Origin of the sequence: Aurantimonas sp. Leaf443 (genome assembly GCF_001425575.1) — a bacterium.
In the GTDB taxonomy this organism is placed as follows: domain Bacteria; phylum Pseudomonadota; class Alphaproteobacteria; order Rhizobiales; family Rhizobiaceae; genus Leaf443.
Genome location: NZ_LMRD01000004.1, coordinates 1 through 20,769, shown reverse-complemented (window position 1 = coordinate 20,769; position 20,769 = coordinate 1). Strand labels below are relative to the sequence as shown.

General features: G+C 68.1%; 27 protein-coding genes. 22 read left to right on the top strand and 5 right to left on the bottom strand.

Features of this window, described 5'->3' with window-relative positions; genetic code table 11:
• Nucleotides 1-15: 15 nt before the first annotated feature.
• From ASG48_RS04645 to ASG48_RS04635, 3 genes are read left to right on the top strand one after another with little or no spacing between them, the layout of a single operon-like run.
• Nucleotides 16-642: a hypothetical protein gene (locus tag ASG48_RS04645; protein WP_156381453.1), complete on the top strand. Its 627-nt coding sequence runs from the start codon at nt 16-18 to the stop codon at nt 640-642.
• Between the two features lie 38 nt (nt 643-680).
• Nucleotides 681-1,085 (top strand): hypothetical protein, encoded by a 405-nt coding sequence (locus tag ASG48_RS04640; RefSeq protein WP_055846034.1) that lies wholly within the window; start codon nt 681-683, stop codon nt 1,083-1,085.
• Nucleotides 1,082-1,486, top strand: coding sequence for a hypothetical protein (locus ASG48_RS04635; protein WP_055846031.1), 405 nt, complete (start codon nt 1,082-1,084; stop codon nt 1,484-1,486). The genes ASG48_RS04640 and ASG48_RS04635 overlap by 4 nt, the downstream gene beginning before the upstream one ends.
• 473 nt (nt 1,487-1,959) lie before the next feature.
• Here the strand turns inward: ASG48_RS04635 and ASG48_RS04625 are convergent, their stop codons facing one another.
• The 4 genes from ASG48_RS04625 to ASG48_RS04610 form a co-directional block, all read right to left on the bottom strand.
• Nucleotides 1,960-2,427 carry a cupin domain-containing protein gene (locus tag ASG48_RS04625; RefSeq protein WP_055846025.1) on the bottom strand — a complete coding sequence of 156 codons (468 nt, stop codon included), beginning with the start codon at nt 2,425-2,427 and terminating at the stop codon, nt 1,960-1,962.
• A 73-nt stretch (nt 2,428-2,500) separates the two neighbouring features.
• On the bottom strand, nt 2,501-3,178 hold the full coding sequence (locus tag ASG48_RS04620) for a carboxymuconolactone decarboxylase family protein (RefSeq protein WP_055846022.1): 678 nt from the start codon (nt 3,176-3,178) through the stop codon (nt 2,501-2,503).
• Nucleotides 3,179-3,191: 13 nt separating this feature from the next.
• Complete coding sequence (locus ASG48_RS04615) at nt 3,192-3,824, bottom strand: isochorismatase family protein (protein WP_162243903.1); 633 nt, start codon at nt 3,822-3,824, stop codon at nt 3,192-3,194.
• 138 nt (nt 3,825-3,962) lie between these two features.
• A complete protein-coding gene (locus ASG48_RS04610) occupies nt 3,963-4,766 on the bottom strand; it encodes an alpha/beta fold hydrolase (protein ID WP_082529245.1) in 804 nt (267 codons plus the stop codon).
• Between the two features lie 300 nt (nt 4,767-5,066).
• Between ASG48_RS04610 and ASG48_RS04605 the strand changes: the two genes are divergently transcribed.
• The 15 genes from ASG48_RS04605 to ASG48_RS18990 all read left to right on the top strand — a co-directional run bounded on the left by ASG48_RS04605 (nt 5,067) and on the right by ASG48_RS18990 (nt 16,683).
• Complete coding sequence (locus ASG48_RS04605) at nt 5,067-6,047, top strand: aldo/keto reductase (protein WP_055846015.1); 981 nt, start codon at nt 5,067-5,069, stop codon at nt 6,045-6,047.
• A 70-nt stretch (nt 6,048-6,117) separates the two neighbouring features.
• Entirely contained in the window at nt 6,118-6,891 is a 774-nt protein-coding gene (locus tag ASG48_RS04600) for an SDR family oxidoreductase (RefSeq protein WP_055846012.1), read from the top strand.
• Nucleotides 6,892-6,945: 54 nt separating this feature from the next.
• Entirely contained in the window at nt 6,946-7,263 is a 318-nt protein-coding gene (locus tag ASG48_RS04595) for a putative quinol monooxygenase (protein WP_055846010.1), read from the top strand.
• A 78-nt stretch (nt 7,264-7,341) separates the two neighbouring features.
• On the top strand, nt 7,342-8,226 hold the full coding sequence (locus tag ASG48_RS04590; protein ID WP_055846007.1) for an aldo/keto reductase: 885 nt from the start codon (nt 7,342-7,344) through the stop codon (nt 8,224-8,226).
• Nucleotides 8,227-8,279: 53 nt separating this feature from the next.
• Nucleotides 8,280-9,047, top strand: a complete 768-nt coding sequence (locus tag ASG48_RS04585) for an SDR family NAD(P)-dependent oxidoreductase (protein WP_055846004.1) — start codon at nt 8,280-8,282, stop codon at nt 9,045-9,047.
• A 99-nt stretch (nt 9,048-9,146) separates the two neighbouring features.
• Nucleotides 9,147-10,199, top strand: a complete 1,053-nt coding sequence (locus tag ASG48_RS04580) for an FAD-dependent monooxygenase (RefSeq protein WP_200939566.1) — start codon at nt 9,147-9,149, stop codon at nt 10,197-10,199.
• Nucleotides 10,200-10,239: 40 nt separating this feature from the next.
• Nucleotides 10,240-11,136, top strand: a complete 897-nt coding sequence (locus ASG48_RS04575; protein WP_055845999.1) for a LysR family transcriptional regulator — start codon at nt 10,240-10,242, stop codon at nt 11,134-11,136.
• Between the two features lie 259 nt (nt 11,137-11,395).
• The gene (locus ASG48_RS04570) at nt 11,396-11,749 is read left to right on the top strand and encodes a metalloregulator ArsR/SmtB family transcription factor (protein WP_055845996.1); all 354 of its coding nucleotides are present in this window, start codon (nt 11,396-11,398) and stop codon (nt 11,747-11,749) included.
• Nucleotides 11,746-12,153: an arsenate reductase (glutaredoxin) gene (arsC, locus tag ASG48_RS04565; RefSeq protein ID WP_055846048.1), complete on the top strand. Its 408-nt coding sequence runs from the start codon at nt 11,746-11,748 to the stop codon at nt 12,151-12,153. Before ASG48_RS04570 ends, arsC begins: the two co-directional genes overlap by 4 nt.
• Nucleotides 12,150-12,593 carry a GNAT family N-acetyltransferase gene (locus ASG48_RS04560; protein WP_055845993.1) on the top strand — a complete coding sequence of 148 codons (444 nt, stop codon included), beginning with the start codon at nt 12,150-12,152 and terminating at the stop codon, nt 12,591-12,593. The genes arsC and ASG48_RS04560 overlap by 4 nt, the downstream gene beginning before the upstream one ends.
• Nucleotides 12,590-13,315: an arsenical resistance protein ArsH gene (gene arsH, locus ASG48_RS04555; RefSeq protein WP_055845991.1), complete on the top strand. Its 726-nt coding sequence runs from the start codon at nt 12,590-12,592 to the stop codon at nt 13,313-13,315. Before ASG48_RS04560 ends, arsH begins: the two co-directional genes overlap by 4 nt.
• 22 nt (nt 13,316-13,337) lie before the next feature.
• Complete coding sequence (locus tag ASG48_RS04550) at nt 13,338-14,648, top strand: arsenic transporter (RefSeq protein ID WP_055845988.1); 1,311 nt, start codon at nt 13,338-13,340, stop codon at nt 14,646-14,648.
• The gene (gene arsK, locus ASG48_RS04545) at nt 14,645-15,895 is read left to right on the top strand and encodes an arsenite efflux MFS transporter ArsK (RefSeq protein ID WP_055846045.1); all 1,251 of its coding nucleotides are present in this window, start codon (nt 14,645-14,647) and stop codon (nt 15,893-15,895) included. Before ASG48_RS04550 ends, arsK begins: the two co-directional genes overlap by 4 nt.
• A gap of 144 nt (nt 15,896-16,039) precedes the next feature.
• Entirely contained in the window at nt 16,040-16,384 is a 345-nt protein-coding gene (locus ASG48_RS18995; protein WP_348271115.1) for a recombinase family protein, read from the top strand.
• Nucleotides 16,381-16,683, top strand: a complete 303-nt coding sequence (locus tag ASG48_RS18990) for a resolvase (protein WP_348271114.1) — start codon at nt 16,381-16,383, stop codon at nt 16,681-16,683. Before ASG48_RS18995 ends, ASG48_RS18990 begins: the two co-directional genes overlap by 4 nt.
• Nucleotides 16,684-16,767: 84 nt before the next feature.
• Here ASG48_RS18990 and ASG48_RS04535 read toward each other — a convergent pair whose 3' ends face one another.
• Nucleotides 16,768-17,052: a helix-turn-helix domain-containing protein gene (locus ASG48_RS04535; RefSeq protein ID WP_055845986.1), complete on the bottom strand. Its 285-nt coding sequence runs from the start codon at nt 17,050-17,052 to the stop codon at nt 16,768-16,770.
• A gap of 188 nt (nt 17,053-17,240) precedes the next feature.
• Here ASG48_RS04535 and ASG48_RS04530 point away from each other — a divergent pair, with 188 nt between their 5' ends.
• From ASG48_RS04530 to ASG48_RS04515, 4 genes are all read left to right on the top strand, one after another.
• A complete protein-coding gene (locus tag ASG48_RS04530; RefSeq protein WP_055845983.1) occupies nt 17,241-17,945 on the top strand; it encodes a hypothetical protein in 705 nt (234 codons plus the stop codon).
• A 258-nt stretch (nt 17,946-18,203) separates the two neighbouring features.
• Entirely contained in the window at nt 18,204-18,539 is a 336-nt protein-coding gene (locus ASG48_RS04525; RefSeq protein ID WP_055845980.1) for a hypothetical protein, read from the top strand.
• The gene (locus ASG48_RS18580; RefSeq protein ID WP_055845977.1) at nt 18,532-19,002 is read left to right on the top strand and encodes a hypothetical protein; all 471 of its coding nucleotides are present in this window, start codon (nt 18,532-18,534) and stop codon (nt 19,000-19,002) included. The genes ASG48_RS04525 and ASG48_RS18580 overlap by 8 nt, the downstream gene beginning before the upstream one ends.
• 112 nt (nt 19,003-19,114) lie before the next feature.
• Nucleotides 19,115-20,638 carry an AAA family ATPase gene (locus ASG48_RS04515; RefSeq protein ID WP_055845974.1) on the top strand — a complete coding sequence of 508 codons (1,524 nt, stop codon included), beginning with the start codon at nt 19,115-19,117 and terminating at the stop codon, nt 20,636-20,638.
• The last annotated feature ends 131 nt before the right edge of the window (nt 20,639-20,769 follow it).

The following is a 20,769-nucleotide window of genomic DNA, read 5'->3' as shown; positions in this document are numbered from 1 at the left end:
CGGATCAGGGACGCCATGACCTCGAGGCTTTCTCTCCTTTGCCTTAGCGCGCTGCTCTCGGCGTCCGTTCCACCGTCTGGTGCCTCGCAGCCGCTGTCGGGAAGTTACGGTTCGCTCGCGCTCGTCGTGGGAGACGACGGATATGTTCACGGCGTCTTCGCCGAGCGCCGGGTTGGCAACGGCACGCCGGAGGCGCCGCAGTTCGGCTGCCTGTTCCTGCTCGCGGGCTATCTGGAAGGCGACCGGGCGGATGTCGACACCTGGCTTCCCGGCGAGGTCGAGCGCATCGGAGGCGAGCTTCGCCTCGACGCGGTGCCGAGCTTGCGTCTCGCCGAGAACCACGGCGGCTGCCTGATGACGACCGGCGACATGAAGGACGAGCCCTACGACCTTCTCCTGGACGAGCTCCGGGACGACTGGATCGATGCGGGGCTCGTCATCGCCGAGCGGACGACCCTCTACCCGTCCCCCGTGGATACGCCGCGACGCAGTCGTCCCTACCTCGTCCGGTTCGATCCCATCGCGGTGCTGGCGCGGCGTCCTGGTTGGATCCATGTCGAGTATCTCGAAGCGCGAGACAGACCCGTGACCGGGTGGCTTCCGGAGGCCGACGTCTCACTGAGCGCGGCGGCGCGTTCGTGACGCGTCGTGCCCGGTGGTTTGCAGGACTCGGCCTGGCCTTGGCTGTCGGCGTGCCCCTTGCTGTGGTTCTGGCGCCCGAGGGACGGCTGGCCTGCGACGAGCCCTATCTAACCGAAGCGCGGCCCGATGGCGCGTGGAGCGTGAAGATCTGCGGCCGCCCCCGCTTTTTCGCCATGCCGGGCGGGGGATCGGACGCGCCCGGCTGGATCGTCCTGCGCGACGCTCACGGCGCTGTTCGAGGCGTGTCCTCCCTCTCCATGCTGCAACTTTACGGGATGATGGGCGAGGACACGGATTGGACACGGCGAAGAGTTTCCCGGCCCATGGTCTTCGACCTGCCACTCGATCCGGCGCAGGGTCGCATCGAGCGATGGTGGGACGAGCGCATCTGGCGGCTGCGGGCTCTGGCGGGCCTGACGCCCAGCGACGAGGGTCTCAGTTGAAGTTCGCGATCACGTCTCTCGCCGTGGCAACGTTCCTGGCTTGGCTGCCCGCAGCGACCGCGGGCGCGCAGGGCTTGGCCCCCGTCGAGATCGGAGGCGACGCCGAGTTCGATGCCTGCGGGAGCATCGGGCAGATCGTCGGGCTCGACCCGAAGGGCGACAACTTCCTGTCGGTCCGCGAAGGACCCGGTTCGGGGCACCTGGAACGCGATCGCCTCGGTGCCGGCGCGCTCGTCATGATCTGCGACGAACGCAGTCCCTGGCTTGGCATCGTCTACCCTGCGCTGGGGACCCAGACCGATTGTGGGGTGTCCTCGCCCCATCTGGAACGCACGCCCTATCGGGGTCCCTGCCACTCGGGCTGGGTGCATGGTCGCTTCGTGGACGTCGTTGCGGGATGAGAACGGCGAGCGCAAGGGCTCGCATCGCTCGGGCGATCCTTGCCGTCGCGCTTCTGGTAACCGCCGTCTGGGTGAACGCCGTGACTCTGATCGAGGCCTACGGCTCGGGTCCACCCCATTACGGGCGCACGACCAACATGGACAAGTGGACCGATCCCCTGCCGTGGCTGCTACCGCTGAATGCCGTCGTGATCGCTGCGGTGCTCGTGCTGACGTTGGCGCCCCGTCGGACGGCAGCTAAGCAGCCCCGACAGCCGAAAGCGGACTAACGGGTTTCCACCCAACCACGCCTATCGGCGCTGCGAAAGCGGACGCCCGGAAGCGGTCCATCCGCTTTCGACCCGAAGATGCCATCGGGTCTATCGTCGCTCGATATCCGAACTCATCGAAAACCGCCCGTCCGCTTCTGCGAGGGAAGCGGTCATGCCAACGCGGTTGAGTGCTTTCTGCCGCCTAGCCGGCCGACACATCGATCAGCGAGCGGCGCACTGCTCGTCCGTGACGTGCTCCATCCAGTCGGCCGCCTTGCCGTCAAGCGTCTCCACGATCGCGATGTGGGTGACGCCCTCGTCCCCGGATGCGCCATGCCAGTGCTTCACTCCGGCGGGGATCCAGACGACGTCGCCCTTCGACATGGTCTGAACGGCTCCATTCCAGAGACCCACCAACCCCGTCCCCTCGGCGACGATCAGGGTCTGGCCTAAAGGATGAGTATGCCAAGCGGTGCGGGCGCCCGGCTCGAACACGACGGTGGACCCGACCAACCGAGAGGGAGCGGTGCCGTTGAAGCGGTTCGTCGTGTGGACGTTCCCGGTGAAGTTCTCGGCCGGGCTTCTGACGACGGACTGCGAGCCGTTCTTCGTGACGGTGATGCCTTCCGCCGAAGCCGGGGCGCACGCGCAGAGGACGGCAAGGGCGGCAGCGGTCGCGATGCTGTTCATGGTAATACCTTCCGTGCCGGATGTTGGGGCAGACACAGTGCCGCGGCAGGCCTCCGGCGAGGTCGTGTCGGTGCTAGCGGCGGTTCTCGAAGACGGCCTTCGCGACGGGCACCGACGACATCGCGTTCGGCCAACCGGCGTAGAACGCGAGATGCGAGATGGCCTCGGCGGCCTCCTCTTCGGTGAGCCCGTTCTCCATCGCCTTGTTCAGGTGATAGGTGATCTGCGGGAACTGCCCGGCGGCGATCAAGGCCGACATGGTCGTCAGGCTGCGGTCGCGCGGCGCGAGGCCGGGACGCAGCCAGAGGTCGCGAAACAGGACCGCTGTCGTGTCGTCGACGAGGGTCTGGAATGTCGGCACGACCGTGCTGTCGACAGTCGCGACGCGCTGCGCCTCGAACGCCTCGTCGATGGGCAGGAAGTCCACCGTCGCGCCGGGGAGCCGGTCGGAACCGAAGCCGCGCTTGGCGAAGACCGCGCTGGCAACCGTCGACGCCAGCGTCCCGCTGCCCCACCCCGAATAGAAGGCGAGATGTGTGGCCATCTCCGAGATCTCGCCGGGCGTCACGCCGTGGTCGAGCGCCCGTTCGATCTGCCGAGCCAGCTCGTGCCCTTCCCTTCGGGCGATGAGCGCGGCGACGGTGACGATGCTCCGATCCCGCGGCGAGAGCCGGGAACGCGTCCACAGGTCTCCGTCGAGGACGGTGGCACGGTAGTGGCCTAGTGCGGGGCTAATGGTGTCGAGTTCCATGGAACCGGGGTCCTCAGAGAAGCGGCTTCACGGCCTCGAAGGTCTCGGAGCCGGGCGGGGAGAAGAAGTCGGGGGTGAGGCGCGTCGTCAGGCTGAGGACGGAGGTCGGGACGGCACCGACGTGTTCCATGTGGCGCATCGCAGCCGCCTCGGTCCGTTCGGACAGGCCGCCGATCGCGTCGACGACGTAGTGGACAGAGTAGCCCGCGGCGACCGCGTCCAGGACCGCGTGCAGCACCGCGACCTCGGTGGCGACGCCGGCGACGACCATCGTCCTGCGTCCGCTGGCGGCGACGGCAGCGGCGGTCGGCGGATCCATGAAGGGGCCGGCGAGCGTCCTGCGGACGGTGTTCGCGGCCGTGGCGTAGGGGCGGAGTTCATCGATGACGGTCGAGGGCACCTCGCCCTGCGGAACCACGCTGAACAGCATGGGGATTTCGAGGATGGTCGCGACCTTCGCCAAGGCCGCGGCGGAGCGCCCCAGCGCTTCTGGCGGCACCGTCCGGCTCAAGGGCAGAACCGTCGGCTGGAGATCGGCGAACAGGAACTGAACCTGGCGAGGGTCCAGTCGCGCGCCGCCTTCGGGAAGCGCATCCTTGGCTTCGGCCCGTGCGGTCGTCGTCAGGACGGGCAGCGCCGTCAGCATGGAGGCGGCAAGGCCGGCAAGGAGAAGGTCGCGTCTCGCCAGCATGGTCTTCATCGTCGGGACTCCTCGAACCGTCGAGTTGGGGGCCGGTCGTGGCTCCGGGGATTGTCGACCCAGTGGCCGCGACCGCGAACGCCTTCAGGATGCCGTCAGCATCGCCGCCACTTCGCTCGGCATTGAGACCATGGCGTCGTGGCCCGTCGCGAGTTCCGCATAGGCCCAGCCGTTCTCCCGGGCGTAGCGGGCTGAGGGCTCGATGTTGGGAAGTGCCGGGGTCGTGCAGCGGATGAAGCGCTTGGGCAGGTCGCCGCCGGGCGCTCCCTTCAGGATGAGGGGAGTCTGGTAGGCCTTCAGCGGCATCGGCGTCATGCGCCGGTCGACCCAGGCGACGTCCTCCGGCTTCGAAAGTCCGAAGGCTGTCGAGGACGGCGGCGCGACGGCCTTCGTGCCGCCGACGTCGATCGCGGCGGCGAGACGTGCCTGCCTGACGTCGTCCGGGGCTTCGTCCAGCACGGACTTGCCGTTCGTGCCCATTGGGCCGTCGAGATAGACAAGCGAGGCGATGCGGTCCGCCATCCGGTCGGCGACGCCGCTGACGACGTACCCACCGAAGCTGTGTCCGACGAGGACGACATCGTCCAGCTCCTCGCTCTCGATCACGGCCGACACGTCGCGGATGAAGGTGTCGAGATCGATGTCGGGGTTCATCAGATGCGCCCGCTCCCCGACGCCCGTGAACGTCGGCGTGAAGACACGATGGCCATTCGACCGGAGGATTTCGGCAACCCGGCTCCAGCACCAGCCGCCGTGGAACGCTCCGTGGACGAGCACGAACGTCCGCCCTTGCGCGGTCTGCGCCAAACCTGTCCGTGGAAGAGCCGATACCAGGGGTACGGCCGCGGCGAAGGCGAGCAGGCTTCTACGGTTCACGAGGGGCTCCATCACGATCGGTGCGCGTCGCCCACGAGGCCGCAAGCGGTCGATCGGACGGTCGTCACTGTTCCAGGAATGGTCAGCTAGCCGATTTCGGCGCCGAGATTACCCTCTGGAACCCGCATGTCGCGATGAATGCTGTTCATGGATGGGGAGCCAATCAAGGCGATATCCCGATCTTGCCGTTGAACAGTCCCATGAACAGCATTCATGGCGACATGCAAAAATGCGCGGCTAATCACGGGCAATGGCGGGATCTATCTCCGGTGGCGAAACAACGCTCCCCGATGCGGGACAAGGAGACCGACCATGAAGAAGCGCACTCTTGGCACCAGCGGACTGGAAGTCTCAGCCCTTGGACTCGGCTGCATGGGCCTGACCTTCGGCTACGGTCCGGCGACCGACACGGCCGACGCCGTCAAGCTCATCCGTGCCGCCCATGACCGCGGCGTGACGTTCTTCGACAGCGCCGAGGCGTACGGCGCCGAGAACGAGGAGATGGTCGGCGAGGCGGTGGCCCCGTTCCGGAACGACGTCGTGGTTGCCACGAAGTTCGGGTTCAAGAACGGCAACTCCAAGGACGGGCTCGACAGCCATCCAGAGCGCATCCGCCTTGTCGCCGAGCAGTCCCTGAAGCGGCTGAAGACGGACGCGATCGACCTGTTCTACCAGCACCGCGTCGATCCCACCGTCCCGATCGAGGACGTCGCCGGCACGGTCAAGGATCTCATTACCGAGGGCAAGGTGAAGCACTTCGGCATGTCCGAGGCGGGCGTCGAGATGATCCGGCGGGCGCACGCGGTCCAGCCGCTGACCGCCCTTCAGAGCGAGTACTCGATGTTCACCCGCGATCCCGAAGAGGCGATCCTTCCCGTCCTCGAGGAACTCGGCATCGGCTTCGTCTGCTTCAGTCCCCTTGGGAAGGGCTTCCTGACGGGCAAGATCGACGACGCGACGACCTTCAAGGAAGGCGACATCCGCAACACGCTGCCCCGCTTCGCCGACGAAGCCCGGCAAGCCAACGCGAACCTCGTCAAGCGGATCGGCGAGATGGCCGAGCGAAAGAAGGCGACCCCGGCGCAGGTCGCCCTGGCCTGGCTGTTGGCCCAGAAGCCCTGGATCGTGCCGATCCCGGGGACGACGAAGCTGCACCGCCTCGAGGAGAACGTCGGCGGCGCCGACGTCGAACTGACGTCGGGCGATCTCGCCGAACTCGCCGACCTCCTGGCGAAGGTCCCCGTCACCGGGGCCCGCTACAACGAACAGATGATGAAGTCCGTCAACCGCTGAGCCTCGGCCATGCCGCGGGCGGGGCTCCGTCCCCGTCCGCGTCCGACGTCTCTCATCTCAAGGACCCACCATGGAAACCCAGGCACTGAAGGGGCGCGTCGCGCTCGTGACCGGCGGCACTACGGGGCTCGGCTTCGGCGCCGCGCAGCGGCTGATCGAGGAAGGTGCGTTCGTCTACATCACCGGCCGTCGCCAGAATGTCCTCGACGAGGCCGTCGCCAAGCTCGGAACCTCGGCGAAGGGCCTACAGGCCGACGCCATGAAGAAGGCCGACATGCTGCGGGTCGCCGAGGCGATAAAGGCGGGCCATGGTCACCTGGACATTCTGTTCGCGAACGCTGGAGGCGGCCACGCGACGCCCCTCGAGGACCTGACAGAGGAGCAGATCGACAGCGAGCTCGGCATCAACGTCAAGGGCGTCGTGCTGACCGTCCAGAGCATGCTCGGGGTGCTGCGGGACGGTGCCTCGGTCGTCCTCAACGCCTCCATCACCGCGGACATGGGCCTGCCGGGATTTGCCGTCTACGCCGCGACGAAGGCCGCCGTGCGGTCTCTCGCCCGGAGCTGGACCACCGACCTGAAGCACCGTGGCATCAGGGTGAACACGATCAGCCCCGGGGTCGTGCCGACGGAGGGCTACGGGCACGAACAAGGTATGAGCGACGCCGACGTCGCGGCGTACGTCGACCGCGTCTCGAAGGAAATCCCGGCGGGACGCGTCGGCTCCGCCCGCGACATCGCCGATGCGCTCGTGTTCCTCGCGTCCGACGCCAGCCGATACATCCGCGGCGTCGACCTCGTCGTCGATGGCGGCATGACCCGCGTCTACGCGGGCAAGAACTGATCCCGGGCACCCCGCCCCCGGGCGCCCCGTCGCACCATCGAGAGGAGAAACGCCATGTCGACGAGCAAATCGAGCGAACGCCACATCGTGTGCGTGGCCCGCGCCAGGCCGGAACACCGTGACCGGGTGAAGGAACTGCTTCTCGAGCTGATCGGCCCGTCGCGCTCCGAGGCCGGCTGCCTCTACTACGACCTCTACCAGAAGGCCGACGAGCCCGACGTGTTCACCCTCGTCGACGGTTGGGTCTCGGAACAGGCGATCGCCGATCACCTGGCGCACCCGAACGTGCCGAGGGTCACCGACCAGCTCCTGCCCCTGCTCGCATCGCCGCTCGAGGTCACCACCAGCGTCCGGATCAGCGATCCCGACTGAGGCCGGCCTTGCGCCCGATCCCACACCACCCGCCCTTCCGATGCGCGCATCGCATCGGATGAATGCTGCGAGGAACACATGCCAGACTTCAACCCCTCCATCACGCTGAACAACGGTGTCCGGATGCCCGCCCTCGGGCTCGGCGTCTTCCAGTCGAAGCCCGAGGAAACCACCGATGCCGTCGTCGCGGCCCTCAACGGCGGCTACCGCCTCATCGACACGGCGGCCGCCTACTTCAACGAACGCGAGGTGGGCGAAGGCATCCGGCGGGCCGAGGTCGCCCGATCCGACATCTTCGTCGAGACGAAGCTCTGGATCACCGACTACGGCTACGACTCGGCCCTGCGTGCGTTCGACGTCAGCCTGAAGAAGCTCGGGATCGAGCAACTCGACCTGTGGCTCATGCACCAGCCGCTCGCTTCCGAGTTCGACAAGACGATCGAGAGCTACAAAGCCGCCGAACGGCTCCTTTCCGAAGGACGCGTCAGGGCGATCGGCGTCTCCAACCTGACCCCCTCCAAGCTCGACGAGCTGGTCTCGCGCACGGGCATCGTTCCCGCTGTCAACCAGATCCAGGTGCACCCCTACTTCACCCAACCGGAACTGCGGGCGGCGAACGACCGCCACGGCGTCCTGACCCAGTGCTGGTCGCCGATCGGCGGCTCGTACATCTACGGGAAGGCCGAAACGAACCCCCTGGAGGATCCGGTGATCACGGCGATCGCGAAGAAGCATTCGAAGACCGCGGCGCAGGTGATCCTGCGCTGGCATCTCGACCACGGCTTCTCGGCGATCCCCAAGTCCGTCAAGCCGGCCCGCATCGCGGAGAACTTCGCGATCTTCGACTTCGAGCTGACGCCCGGCGAGATCCGGTCCATCGACGCGCTGGACACCGGGGTTCGGGGCGGCCCGGATCCGGATAGCCTGGACCTCGCGACGTACGGCTTCGCGATTCCCGACTGACCCTTATCGGCGGGAGCGCCATCCCGTTCCCACCGACTTTGAAGGACACCCTGATGGCCCGCATCTTCATCACCGGATCCACCGACGGCCTAGGCTTCGCCGCGGCGCGTACGCTCGGTTCCGAGGGGCACGACGTCGTGCTGCATGCCCGGTCCGAGGCGCGTGCCGCAGGGCTTTCCCGATCCCTCGGCAGGTCCGTTCCGATCGTGGTCGGCGACCTCGCCGACGCGGCGGAGACCCGCGCGGTGGCTGAACAGGTCAACGCCCTCGGGCGCATGGACGCCGTGATCCACAACGCCGGCATCTACCTGGCTCCCGAGCGCGGATCGACGCCAGAAGGCCACCCGACGACCCTAGCGGTCAACACACTCGCGCCGTACATCCTGACGGTGCTGATCGAGCGGCCGGATCGGCTGATCTACCTCAGCAGCGGCTTGCACCGCAGTGGCGAAGGTTCACTGCGGGACATCGAGTGGAACGACAGGTCCTGGGACGCGGGCCGAGCCTACAGCGAGAGCAAGCTCCACCTTGCCGCGCTGGCCGCAGCCCTGGCGCGACGGTGGCCGGACGTCCTCAGCAACGCCGTGGACCCCGGCTGGGTCCCCACCAGGATGGGCGGCCCCGGGGCCACGGACGACCTGGAACTCGGGCACCTGACTCAGACCTGGCTCGCCACCAGCGACGCCGCCGCCGCGATGGTCCGGGGCGGCTACTGGCACCATCGTGAGCGCCAAGACCCCGCACGCGAGGTCGTCGATCCGGACTTCCAAGATCGGCTTCTCGAGACGCTCGCCACGCTGACGGGCACGAGGCTCCCGTGAAGCCCTGCCGGCCCATGACTCGAGGACACGAACATGAAGTGTGCGATATCCAGACAGGAGGTGACTGAGAGCCGGGCCGACGGCCGCGGGAGCGCGGTCGTGGTCGGCACATCCCTGGCGGGACTGATGACCGCGCTCTGCCTGTCGCGGGCCGGCATCGACGTCACCATGCTGGAGCGTTCCGACGACAGCGGGCGGACGGGCGCCGCGGTCCATGTCGGGGAAGGCTTGCTCGAGAGGCTGACCGGGCGCTCGGAGACCGGCGCCCTGCCGCACGGCGTCCAGACCTGGTTTACCGTGCATGGCAGGTTGCGTGCCGCCGTCGAAGCCGACGGCCGGATCGAGCTCCACCAGAACGTTCGCGTTCGCGACGTGGGTCAGGACGACGGCTCGGCATGGGCGGTGACGTCCGATGGGCGGACCTTCCGCGGCGACATCGTCGTCGGCGCCGACGGGCATCGAAGCACAGTGCGACGCGCCGTCTGTCCCGACAACGCGGACGCGACGTTCGCCGGTTACCTGATCTGGCTGGGTCTCACCGAGGAGTGGGCGCTCCCGCCCGGCACTCGCTGGCCGGGCGACGTCGCGTATCTCGAGAGCGGGGACTGCATCCTTTTGGGCTACCCGCTACCCGGGCCCGACGGTTCCACCGCCATGGGCACGAGGCAACTTGGCTGGGCGTGGTACGATCGGGGTCGCAACGATCTCCTGCGGCGCAGCGGCTGCGTTGCCGACGACATCGTCCGCCACTCCCTGACGGGCGCGGACATTCCCGACCAGACATACCGAGAGCTGGCAGACGAGGCCCGTCGGCGTTGGCCATCTCCATGGCGTGATGCCATCCTCGACTGCACTGACCGCCATGCGGTCATCGGCACCCCGATCGCCGAGTACGTTCCCGACAGCCTCGCGATGGGCCGCCTCGCGCTTGTGGGGGACGCGGCCCACGTGCCGACGCCCATGACGGGCAGCGGCTTCGGCGCCTCCTTAAGCGACGCCGAGGCGCTGGCCGATGCGGTGCGTGCCGGCGTGCGGGGGGACCGGGCGGTCGCGGCGCTGCGAGACTACGAGCGCAGGCGTCTCACGGCCGCGCGAAGCATGGTGGAGTCAGGCCGGCAGTTCAGCCGGAGGTTCGCCGGCCGCCGCGGCTGATGTATCGATGAACGGAAGCCCGATCGAGCAGGGACCCGGAATGCGCCGCACTGAGCTGCCCGACCTCACTGCCTTCGTCGTCATCGCGGAGGAACAGAACTTCACCCGCGCCGCCGCCAAGCTCGGCATCTCCCAGTCGGCCCTCAGTCATGCCGTTCGCCGCCTGGAGACCGGGCTCGGCGTCCGCCTCCTGACGCGCACGACACGGAGCGTCGTGCCGACGCAGGCGGGCGACAAGCTGCTCGCAACGCTGGTTCCCGCGCTGGCCAGCATCAACGCCGAGCTCGCGTCGATCGGCGAGCTGCGGGAGAAGCCCGCGGGATCGATCCGCATCACGACCACCGAGCTCGCGGCGAACACCATCCTCGTTCCTGCACTGGCAAAGCTCCTGCCCGAGTACCCCGGCATCAACGTCGAGATCAGCATCGACAACGGCCTCACCGACATCGTGACGGAGCGGTTCGACGCCGGGGTGAGGATCGGCGAGGCGCTGGCGCACGACATGATCGCGACGCGCATCGGGCCCGACCTGCGGATGGCGGTGGTGGGGGCTCCCTCCTACTTCGCGACACGCGATCGCCCCGAGACGCCACAGGATCTCGCCCTGCATCAATGCCTGAACCTCCGACTGGAGACCTCCGGAGGGTTCTACGCCTGGGAGTTCGAGAAGGACGGCCGGGAGCTGAGGGTTCGGGTGGAAGGGCAACTTGCCATGAACAACGCTTCGGCACTGCTGAACGCGTCGATGGCCGGCCTTGGGCTGGCATGCATGCTGGAGGACCAAGTCGCCGGCGCGGTCGCAGAAGGGAAGCTCGTCCGTGTCCTCGAGGACTGGTGCACACCGTTCTCGGGCTTCCATCTCTACTACCCGAGCCGTCGGCAACCGTCGGCCGCGTTCACGCTTCTCGTCGACGCGCTTCGATATCGGGGAAGGTGACAAGCGCGAACGGCAGCTTCCGAGACAGGGGGACGGTACGAACGTCTGCTCTTCCACGCTATGCCGCGTCCAAGAAGGCGTAGTCGAATGGCGGCTTTCCACCCAGGTTGCGCGGATCGGCCCTTGGCGGGCGAACTTCCGCAAGCGGCCATCCGCTACTACCTCCACAACAACTTAAGCGCAGCACGCGGTCACTCTCGATAGCGTCCATTCACGCCTTGACCTTGAACATTACAACGATGTTTGCAATATTGCAGGAATGAACGACGACACAGCCGTTGCCGCCCTGTCTGCCCTTGCCCATGCCGACCGCCTCGCGGCGTTCCGGATGCTCGTCCGAGCCGGCCCGAACGGCATGCCGTCCGGAGAGATCGCCGAGGCTCTGTCGATCCCGCCGACGCGCATGAGCTTCCACCTTGCGACGCTGGAGCGCGCCAGGCTCCTGCGCTCGTGGCGGGACGGCCGCCGCATCCTCTACGCCGCGAGCTACGACGACATGCGCCAGCTCCTCGCCTTCCTGACGGAGGACTGCTGCTCGGGGAACACGGAGATCTGCGGGAACCTCGGTGCCGACCTCCTCGCCCCGTCATGCCCGTCGGAGACCTGTCCGTGACCGTCACGATCTACCACAACCCCGCCTGCGGCACGTCCCGCAACACGCTGGAGATGATCCGCCAGTCCGGCGAGGACTCGCAGGTGATCGAGTACCTGAAGGACCCACCGAGCCGCGAGGTCCTGGCCGAACTCCTCGACATGATGGGCCTGAAGCCGCGGGACATCCTGCGGGAGAAGGGCACGCCCTACGCCGAGCTCGGCCTTGCCGACCCCAAGCTGACGGACGAGGAGCTCCTTGCGGCGATGATCGAGCACCCAATCCTCATCAACCGCCCGATCGTCGTTACGGACAAGGGCGCAGCTCTCTGCCGCCCGTCGGAGAAGGTGCTGCCGCTCCTTGCGAACCCCGTTGCCACCTTCACAAAGGAGGACGGGGAGACCGTTGGAGGCACCCGGGCATGACCCCGGCGCTCGTCGCGACCGCCGTCGACGATCCGGCCGGCCTCGTTGGCCTCCTGTCCGAGGCGGGGCTGCCGACCGAGGACGTGACCGAGCCCGGCCGGGTGTTCCTACGCTATGCCACCGAGGGCGGCGAGTTCGTCGGGATCGGCGGCTTCGAACCCCTTGGGCCCGCCGTCCTCCTGCGATCCATCGCCGTCGTTCCCGCGCATCGCGGGCACGGCATTGGCCGATCCATTACCGCCGATCTCATGGGGCGGGCCCGGCAGCGGGGCGCGGCCGACGCGTTCGCCTTTACGACCGAAGAGCGGACCTTCCTTGCGGCGCTCGGCTTCCGGCGTGTCGAACGGGCGGAGGCGCCCGATGCGGTGCTGGCGACTCGGCAGGCCACGGGCCTGTGTTCGGCCTCGGCCGTCTTGTGGCGGAAGGAGACCGGACGATGACGGATCCCGCCGTTCCCGACCTGCCCTCCGTCGACCTCGACCAGCTTCGCCCTATCGACGTTGACGCGCTCGCCGGCCCCGGCGCCCCGACGCACCCGCCACGCATCCTCGTCCTCTACGGCTCGATCCGCGAGCGGTCCTACTCCCGCCTCCTGTCCGAGGAGGCCGGTCGCCTCCTTCGCTGGTTCGGCTGCGAGGTCCGCACCTTCGACCCCCGCGGCCTGCCGCTCCCCGACGGGGCGGAGCCCGACCATCCGAAGGTGAAGGAGCTGCGCGACCTCGCCGACTGGTCCGAGGGCATGGTCTGGGTGAGCCCGGAGCGCCATGGCGCGATGACCGGGATTATGAAGGCGCAGATCGACTGGATACCCCTCGCCCTCGGCGCCAAGCGCCCGACGCAGGGCAAGACCCTCGCCGTCATGGAGGTGTCGGGCGGCTCGCAGTCCTTCAACGCCGTGAACCAGATGCGCATCCTCGGCCGCTGGATGCGCATGGTGACGATCCCGAACCAGTCGTCGGTCCCGAAGGCGTTCCTCGAGTTCGACGAGGCGGGACGCATGAAGCCGTCCGCCCTCTACCAGCGCGTCGTCGACGTCTGCGAGGAACTGGTGAAGTTCACCTGGCTGGTGCGCGGTCGCTCGGGCTACCTGACGGATCGCTACTCCGAGCGCGTCGAGAGCGCCGAGAAGCTGTCCGAGCGCGTGAACCAGCGCACCATCTGATCCTCTTGTCCCCGGACCGTCCATGCTCGCCTTTGCGATCTTCGTCGCCACCCTCGTCCTCGTCATCTGGCAGCCCCGAGGCCTCGGCATCGGATGGTCGGCGCTCTCCGGCGCCGCGGTCGCGTTGGCGACCGGCGTCGTGGGCTGGGGCGACGTCGGGACGGTCTGGGAGATCGTCTGGGACGCGACCTTCACCTTCGTCGCGCTGATCATCATCTCTCTCGTCCTCGACGAGGCCGGGTTCTTCGCTTGGGCGGCTCTCCACGTCGCCCGCTGGGGCGGAGGCAACGGGCGGCGGCTGTTCCCGCTCGTCGTCCTGCTCGGCGCGGCCATCGCAGCCGTCTTCGCCAACGACGGGGCCGCGCTGCTCCTCACCCCGATCGTGCTCGCCATCCTCCTGCGCCTCGAATTCCCGCCCGCCGGGGCGCTCGCCTTCGTCGTCGCCTGCGGGTTCGTCGCCGACACGACCAGCCTGCCGCTCGTCGTGTCGAACCTCGTGAACATCGTCACCGCGAACTTCTTCGACGTGTCCTTCGGCCGCTACGCCGCGGTCATGGTGCCGGTGAACCTCGTCTCGCTGGCGGCGACGCTCCTCGTCCTGTGGGCGTACTTCCGGAAGGACATCCCGGCGACCTACGATGTGCGCCAGCTCGAAGCCCCCGGCAGCGCGATCCGCGACACGGCCGTGTTCCGCACCGCGTTCCCGCTCCTTGGGCTCTTGCTCGTCGCCTACTTCGTGACGGGGCCGCTCGGTGTGCCGATCGCTTATCTCACCGGGGCCGCAGCCCTCGTTCTCATGGCGGTCGCGGGACGGTGGCTCTCCGGCGGGCGTGGTGCGGTGGTCGACCTGCCGAAGGTCCTGCGCGGCGCGCCATGGCAGATCGTCCTGTTCTCGATCGGCATGTACCTCGTCGTCTACGGCCTCAGGAACGCCGGGCTGACCGACATTGCGGCGGGCGTCCTTCGGTGGCTTGCGACCCAAGGCACGTTCGTCGCCACCGTGGGTGTGGGCTTCGTGGTGGCGGCACTCGCCTCCGTCATGAACAACATGCCCGCCACGCTCGTCGGGGCGCTCGCCATCGACCGGGCGGACATGGCGCCGCTCACCCGCGAGCTCATGGTCTATGCCAACGTCGTGGGCAACGACCTCGGCCCGAAGCTCACGCCGATCGGCTCGCTTGCGACCCTCCTGTGGCTTCACGTCCTCGCGGGCAAGGGGCAGCGGATCACCTGGGGCCAGTACATGCGGGTCGGCCTCGTCCTGACCCCGCCAGTGCTGCTGGCGACGCTCTTGGCACTCTGGGTGTGGCTCCCGCTCGTGCCGTCCCCGTGAGGGACGCGCGCCGTGCCTGGCCGGACATCGCTGCCCTCGGGGTCAGCCAGATCGTCGGCTACGGGACCCTCTACTACAGCTTCGGCATCATCGCCCCCGCTATGGCGCGGGACATCGGGTGGCCGACCGAGTGGGTGTTCGGCGCCCTCTCGGTCGCGCTCCTTGCGGGCGGCCTGGTTTCCCCTTGGACGGGACGCTGGCTCGACCGCTTCGGCGCCGGTCGCGTCATGGCCGCGGGGTCGGTCGCGGCCGCCGTTGCGCTGGTCGCTGCCGCCCTCGCTCCCGCCGCTCCTGCCTTCGTCCTTGCGCTCGTCGCAATCGAGGTCGCGTCCACCTTCGTCCAGTACGGGGCGGCCTTCCCGCTGCTGGTCCAGCGTCATCCGGGCACGGCGCAGCGGAGCATCCTGTACCTCACCTTGATCGCCGGGTTCGCATCGACCCTATTCTGGCCACTGACGACGTGGCTTCACGGGACGATGTCGTGGCGGGAGGTCTACCTCGTCTTCGCGGCCATGAACGTCGCGGTCTGCCTGCCCATCCACCTGTGGCTCGCCCGCCGGCCGAAGGCCTCGGCGCTCCCGACGGCCGAGGCTGAACCCGTCGCCCCTGTCGCCCCGGCGAGGGGCCTGGTGCCGCCGTCCCTTCGGTCCCGGGCCTTCCTCCTGATGGGCGTCGCCTTCGCCTTCCAGAGCCTCGTGGTCTCGTCCGTGCTGGTCCACATGCTGCCGATCCTGTCGGCGCTGGGGCTGGGGCTGGCGGGCGTCATGGTCAGCGCCGTGTTCGGGCCGGCGCAGGTCGCGGGCCGCTTCACCCTCATGGTGTTCGGACGAGACCTGTCCCCGCTGGCGCTCGCGGTGATCTCCGCCGCCCTTCTGCCCGCCTCCCTGGTCCTCCTCGCGGCCACCGCGCCGTCGCCCGTCGGCGCCGCCGTCTTCGCGGCCCTGTTCGGCATAGGGAACGGCCTCTACAGCATCGTCGGGGGCACTCTGCCGCTCGCACTCTTCGGCTCCGAGGGGTACGGCGCGTTGCAGGGGCGCGTCACGTCCATTCGGCTGATCGTCGGCTCGGCGGCGCCGTTCGCCTTCGCCCTTGCGTCGGACTGGATGGGCGTCGGCGGCGGCCTGCTGGTCACGGCGCTACTCGGCTGCGTGGCGGTTGCTGCCTTTGCCTCCGTCAGGCTTCTTCTGCGCAGGAAGGGCACCCGAACCTTGTCGAGCGTGTCGGCGGATGTCCGCTTGGATCAATGACCCGACGGATAGCGGACCGACCGTTATCTACCCATTCCTTCCGAACAGCCTAGTTCAGTTTGGGTACACCCTTCCCGCACCGACCGAAAGCTGGTTCACTAAAGTCATTCAGACAAACCAAACCGGACCGTTCTGGAGTGAACCATGCAAAATGGACCAGAGGGCCTGACCGGCTTCGTCCGCACTTACCTCCGCGCGTCGACCGACGAGCAGGATGCCCTTCGGGCCCGAAACGAGCTCGACCAATTCGCCGGGGAGCATGGCCTCGAGGTCGCGGCCTACTACGTCGAGAAGGAGTCGGGCGCGAAGCTGGCTCGTTCGAAGCTCTTCAGGCTTCTTCGCGACGCGAAGCCAGGTGACCTCCTGTTGGTCGAGCAGGTGGACAGGCTCTCTCGCCTTTCGGAACCGGACTGGCAGCAACTCAGGGCCGAAATCCAAAGGAGGCAGGTGCGCGTCGTCGCCCTGACCTTCCGACCTCGTGGACGATGACAGCACCCGCCGATGGCTTCACCATGAGGATGTTCGACGCGGTCAACTCCATGATGCTGGACATGCTGGCTGCCATCGCCCGGAAGGATTACGAGGAGCGATGCAGGCGCGTCCTCGAGGGCCAAGCCTTGGCAAGGGCCGAGGGGCGGTACAAAGGCCGGCCGGAGGACGCGAGACGCAACGCCGGGATCGCGACCATGCTGCGGGCCGGCGCAAGCTGGACGAGCGTGCAGGCAGCTTTCGGATGCTCGCGGACGACGGTGGCGAAGGTTGCGGCGCGCGTGAAGGCCGGAGCCTGAACGCTACGCTGCTCCCCGCCCGTCCCGGTCGGGCGAAACGACGGAGCGACGCCGCCTGCCGCCAGTTCCCGCGGGTGGACGCGATCAACCGCCGTCCGGCGCCTGCGCGGCTCCGCGCTCCCAACCCTCGGCGAGTGCTTGCGAAACGCGGAAGCCCGGTCCCAGCGTCTCTGTTGCACCCAGGAACAGGATGCCGCGCGCCTCCAGCGCACGCTTGAGGGCGTCGACGTTCGAGAGCGCCACCCTCCGGTCGCCGGCCTCCAGCCGCTTGATCGTCGGCGTGCTGACGCCCGACAGCCGCGCGAGCTCCTCCTGCGAGATGGACAGGAGGAGGCGCGCCGCCCTCAGTATGCTCGGGTCCCCGCTCATCACGGCAACTTGCCGGGGCCGGACGGCGTGTCAACAATTAGGAATTGAGAGATCTCAGAGCATCCACCACGGATCACATATTGTCTATTCTGGCTTCGCGTAGCAGAATGCCGACTGCAACGCGCCCGGGTGATTCGCCCGCGCGCCCCGTTCCGCGGGCGGCCCCGCCCGACGCTGGCAGGTCGTCCATGGAAACCGACACGCGTAAGCCATTCCCCGCGTTGGAGGACGCCGTCCGCACGAGGGATGCGCGGCGCCTCGCCGCCGCCGCTCTCCGCGGGCGGATCCTTGCCGGCGGGGAGCTCGCGACCGCGGAGCAGCTCCTCCGCGGATATCCCTTCGCCTGCGGGGACATGGTCAAGGATTCGAAGGATTTCGCGCTCATCCTCGCGGAGTGGGCCGACGGTCTTCCGGGCCGTCCGCTAGAGGACCGGCTCCGGCCCGCAATCCGTGCACTCGAGGGTGACTGCACCCTGTCGACGGTCAGCGCCCTCGCGGACGCGCTTGCTGCCGCCGGCAGGCTGGAGTTCCATCCCGAATTGGTCGGCGGGTACCTGAGATGCAGGATCTACATGGCGCACCTCGGGTCGGAGGACGCGGCAGCGTCCGTGGCTGCCGACGCGATCACGATCGCCTCCGTCCAAGACTGGGAGCATGAGCAAGACGCGCTAGACATCGTTTGGCAGAGCCTCGGATGGCTGCTCCACATCGCCCGCCTGCGGACACCCAAGGAGCCCGGTACGACGTTGAACGAAGCGCCGTTGTCGGCCAGCGCCGCCGTGCGAAGGAATGCCGGGATGTTCGAGGTTCGGGTGCGCCGCTTCGCGGCCGAAGCACTCGAACAGCCCATTGTGTCGAACGGCGCTCAGCTAGCGAGAGGCGGCATCGCATGAGGCATGATGACCCCAATCTCGCACCGCCTAGCTTCACGGTCATCCATCTGACCAGCCACGCGACGGTGCGTGTCCGCCGATGCCGTCTTTCCACTCCATCGCTCGAATGCCGTCAGGTACGGCGGTTCGCTGCGAGCGGCCACGTCCCTCGAGCCACTGGTTTCGCGAAGGGTCTCCTCATACGGAGCCGCGGCTGACAACCCAACCGATCCGTCAGTTCGAGGGCCATTGCCAACGGCCCCAGCGAAAGCCGATTCCATGACCATCATCCTGACCTCCCGCAGGCGGTCGGACGCGCTCGACGCCGAGATCCTGCGTGTCCGCGACCTTCTGCTCGACCTCCACCACCTGCGGGAACACGGCATGCCCCCGAGCGGCGTCCTTGCGAAGGCTCCCCTCTTCAGCGACTGGCGTCCCGCCGCGCGGATGGTTCCCTGCCTCGTCGGACAGCCCAGCGGGCATCCGCACGTTTCCGGCCGTCGCCGTGCCATGACCTCCCCGCTGTGGGTCTTGTCGACCGAGCTCGGCTTCGCCCGCACCGAGAGCCGCATTTGGCGGCTCGAGGCCGCCGCGCTGGAGCGGTTCGATGCGTAGCCGCCTCGACCTCGAACCACCTTCGCTCATCCGGTACCTGACACCCGCGGCGAGGCTCGCGGACGCGATCCTCCGCGCGACGTTCGTCGAAGGCGGGTTCCCGCAGGCTTCAAGGCGCAACCCTAGCCTCGTCGTCGTCCATGGCGTCCGCGTCGCCGACGCTTCCACGCTGCACGCTGCCGCGCAGGGTCTGCGCGACGGCGAAGAGGAGGACGCCTACCGCCTGGACGCCACGGTTCGCGACTGGACGGATCTTACCAGCGTGCGGTCGGACCGTGTCGAGCGTCTTTTGGACGAAGCCAGCGTCGCCCGCACCATGATCGGCTCAGCCGGACGCGAACGGAGGTGCCCGCCATCGTCGGGTCGGTCGCCGACGCGGTCCTGCCCCTGGCGAGCCGAGGGGTCCCGCTTGTCGAACTTGTCGAGGAGATCGGCAAGCTCCTACCCGACGATGCCATCGTGACGCGGCTCTCCAAACTGCCGCTCTCTCGCCTTACGCGCGGCTGCGCGACGGTGGCGTGCTCCGCCTCGGCAAGCCCGCCACCTGATCCCAACCGACTACAAGGAGGCACGACATGGCGGAACCGGAGCGTTGCGACGTCGAGCTGCTCGAGCGTCTCATGCGGCAGCCCCTGCTCGTCCTGCATGACGAACACCGCGTGCAGCCCGACTGGCGCGAGTATTGGCTGTCCCTCGCCGGCGAGGTCGACGACACGGGGGTCCACCTCGCTCTCATGGAGCATGCCCAAGCGAACCCCGGCATGCCCGACGCATACGATGCGCTGGTCAACTACGTCATCGAGGAATGCCGAGACAGCCCGATGCTCTGGCAAGCCCGATGGGCGCTCGCCTTGATGGGCTGGGTGCCCGCGCAGCGCGACGTCGGTTCCGCCTACGCCCACGTGGCGGCAGAGCTGCGCGGGGTCGTGAAGGACGTCCGCGCGCGGTCGGCCGAAACACTGACGCACCGAGCTCTCGACCAAGCCGACCTCCGCATCGAGCTCGCCGGGACCCTCGCGCTCGGCTGGGGCGCCGTGTCGGGCGGCGCACGCTCCCAGGGGCGACCGGAGTCGGCCTCGCTCCATACGCATGCGCACGATCTCGGCCAGGATCTCCTGGCAAGCTTCTGGCGCGTCCCGCAGCCGCCGGTCCGTAAAGGTCTCCCGGCCTTGTTGTCGCCGGACGAGAGCAAGGAGGAACTCGACGACGTGCCCGAGCACGAGACCGTCCCGCACCCGACGCTGACCGTCATCCCAGCATTGGGCGGGGATGCGCAGAAGGCGGTCGGGATGTTCGTCCGCGGCGTCGAGGCGCAGGCTTTGGACTACGCCGTCGCGCCGTCGCACGGGACGATCCGCGCGCATGTGGCGGAGCTGTCGGCCGCCTATCCGCACGCCGCGGCCGTCGTGGACACGCTGCTCGGTGATCTCGTTCCCGACCGGCCGATCCGCTTCCGCCCGACCCTGCTTGTAGGTCCCCCGGGGTGCGGAAAGTCGACGTTCGTCCGAGGTCTCCTGGACGGCCTGCTTCTCCCTTACGCCAGCCTCGATGCGGCGACGACCATGGATCAGGGCCTCGTCGGATCACCTCGACGGTGGTCTGGCGCCTATCCTTCCCTGCCCGTCGATACCGTGGCCAGGTATCGCCTGGCGAACCCTGGGATCGTGATCGACGAGTTGGAGAAAGCGGGCCGATCGTCCGCCGGGTCGGTGACGGACCCCCTGCTTTCCCTACTCGAACCCCATACCGCTCGGGCGTGGCGCGACCAATGCCTCGAAGTGGAGGTCGACCTCCATGCCGTCAACTGGGTTTTCACCGCCAACCAGGTCGAGGGCATTCCCCGGCCGCTGATCGACCGCCTGCGTGTCCTCCGCATGCCGCCTCCCGCGCTCGAGCACGTGCCCGCCTTGGTCTCGACCGCGCTGAACGACGTGCTTCGCGAGCGCGGCGTGAACTCTGCCATGGAGCCGGGCCTCGACCCGCTCGAGATCGCCGCCGTGACCGCGACGTGGGGCGCCCGCCCCACGCGCAGCCTCCGTGATCTCCGCCGCATCGTAGCGGCGGCGATCGACGCGCGGGCCGCCGCCCCCAAACATTGAAGGATAGATCAAGATGTCGGTATGGTGTTGATTTCCACTGAGAGCTGACCCAGGCAGCTTCGGTTTTTCCATCGAGAATTGACCCATGTTTGAACTCGTCTCCACGCCATCGGTGCGGGGACATCGGAGTG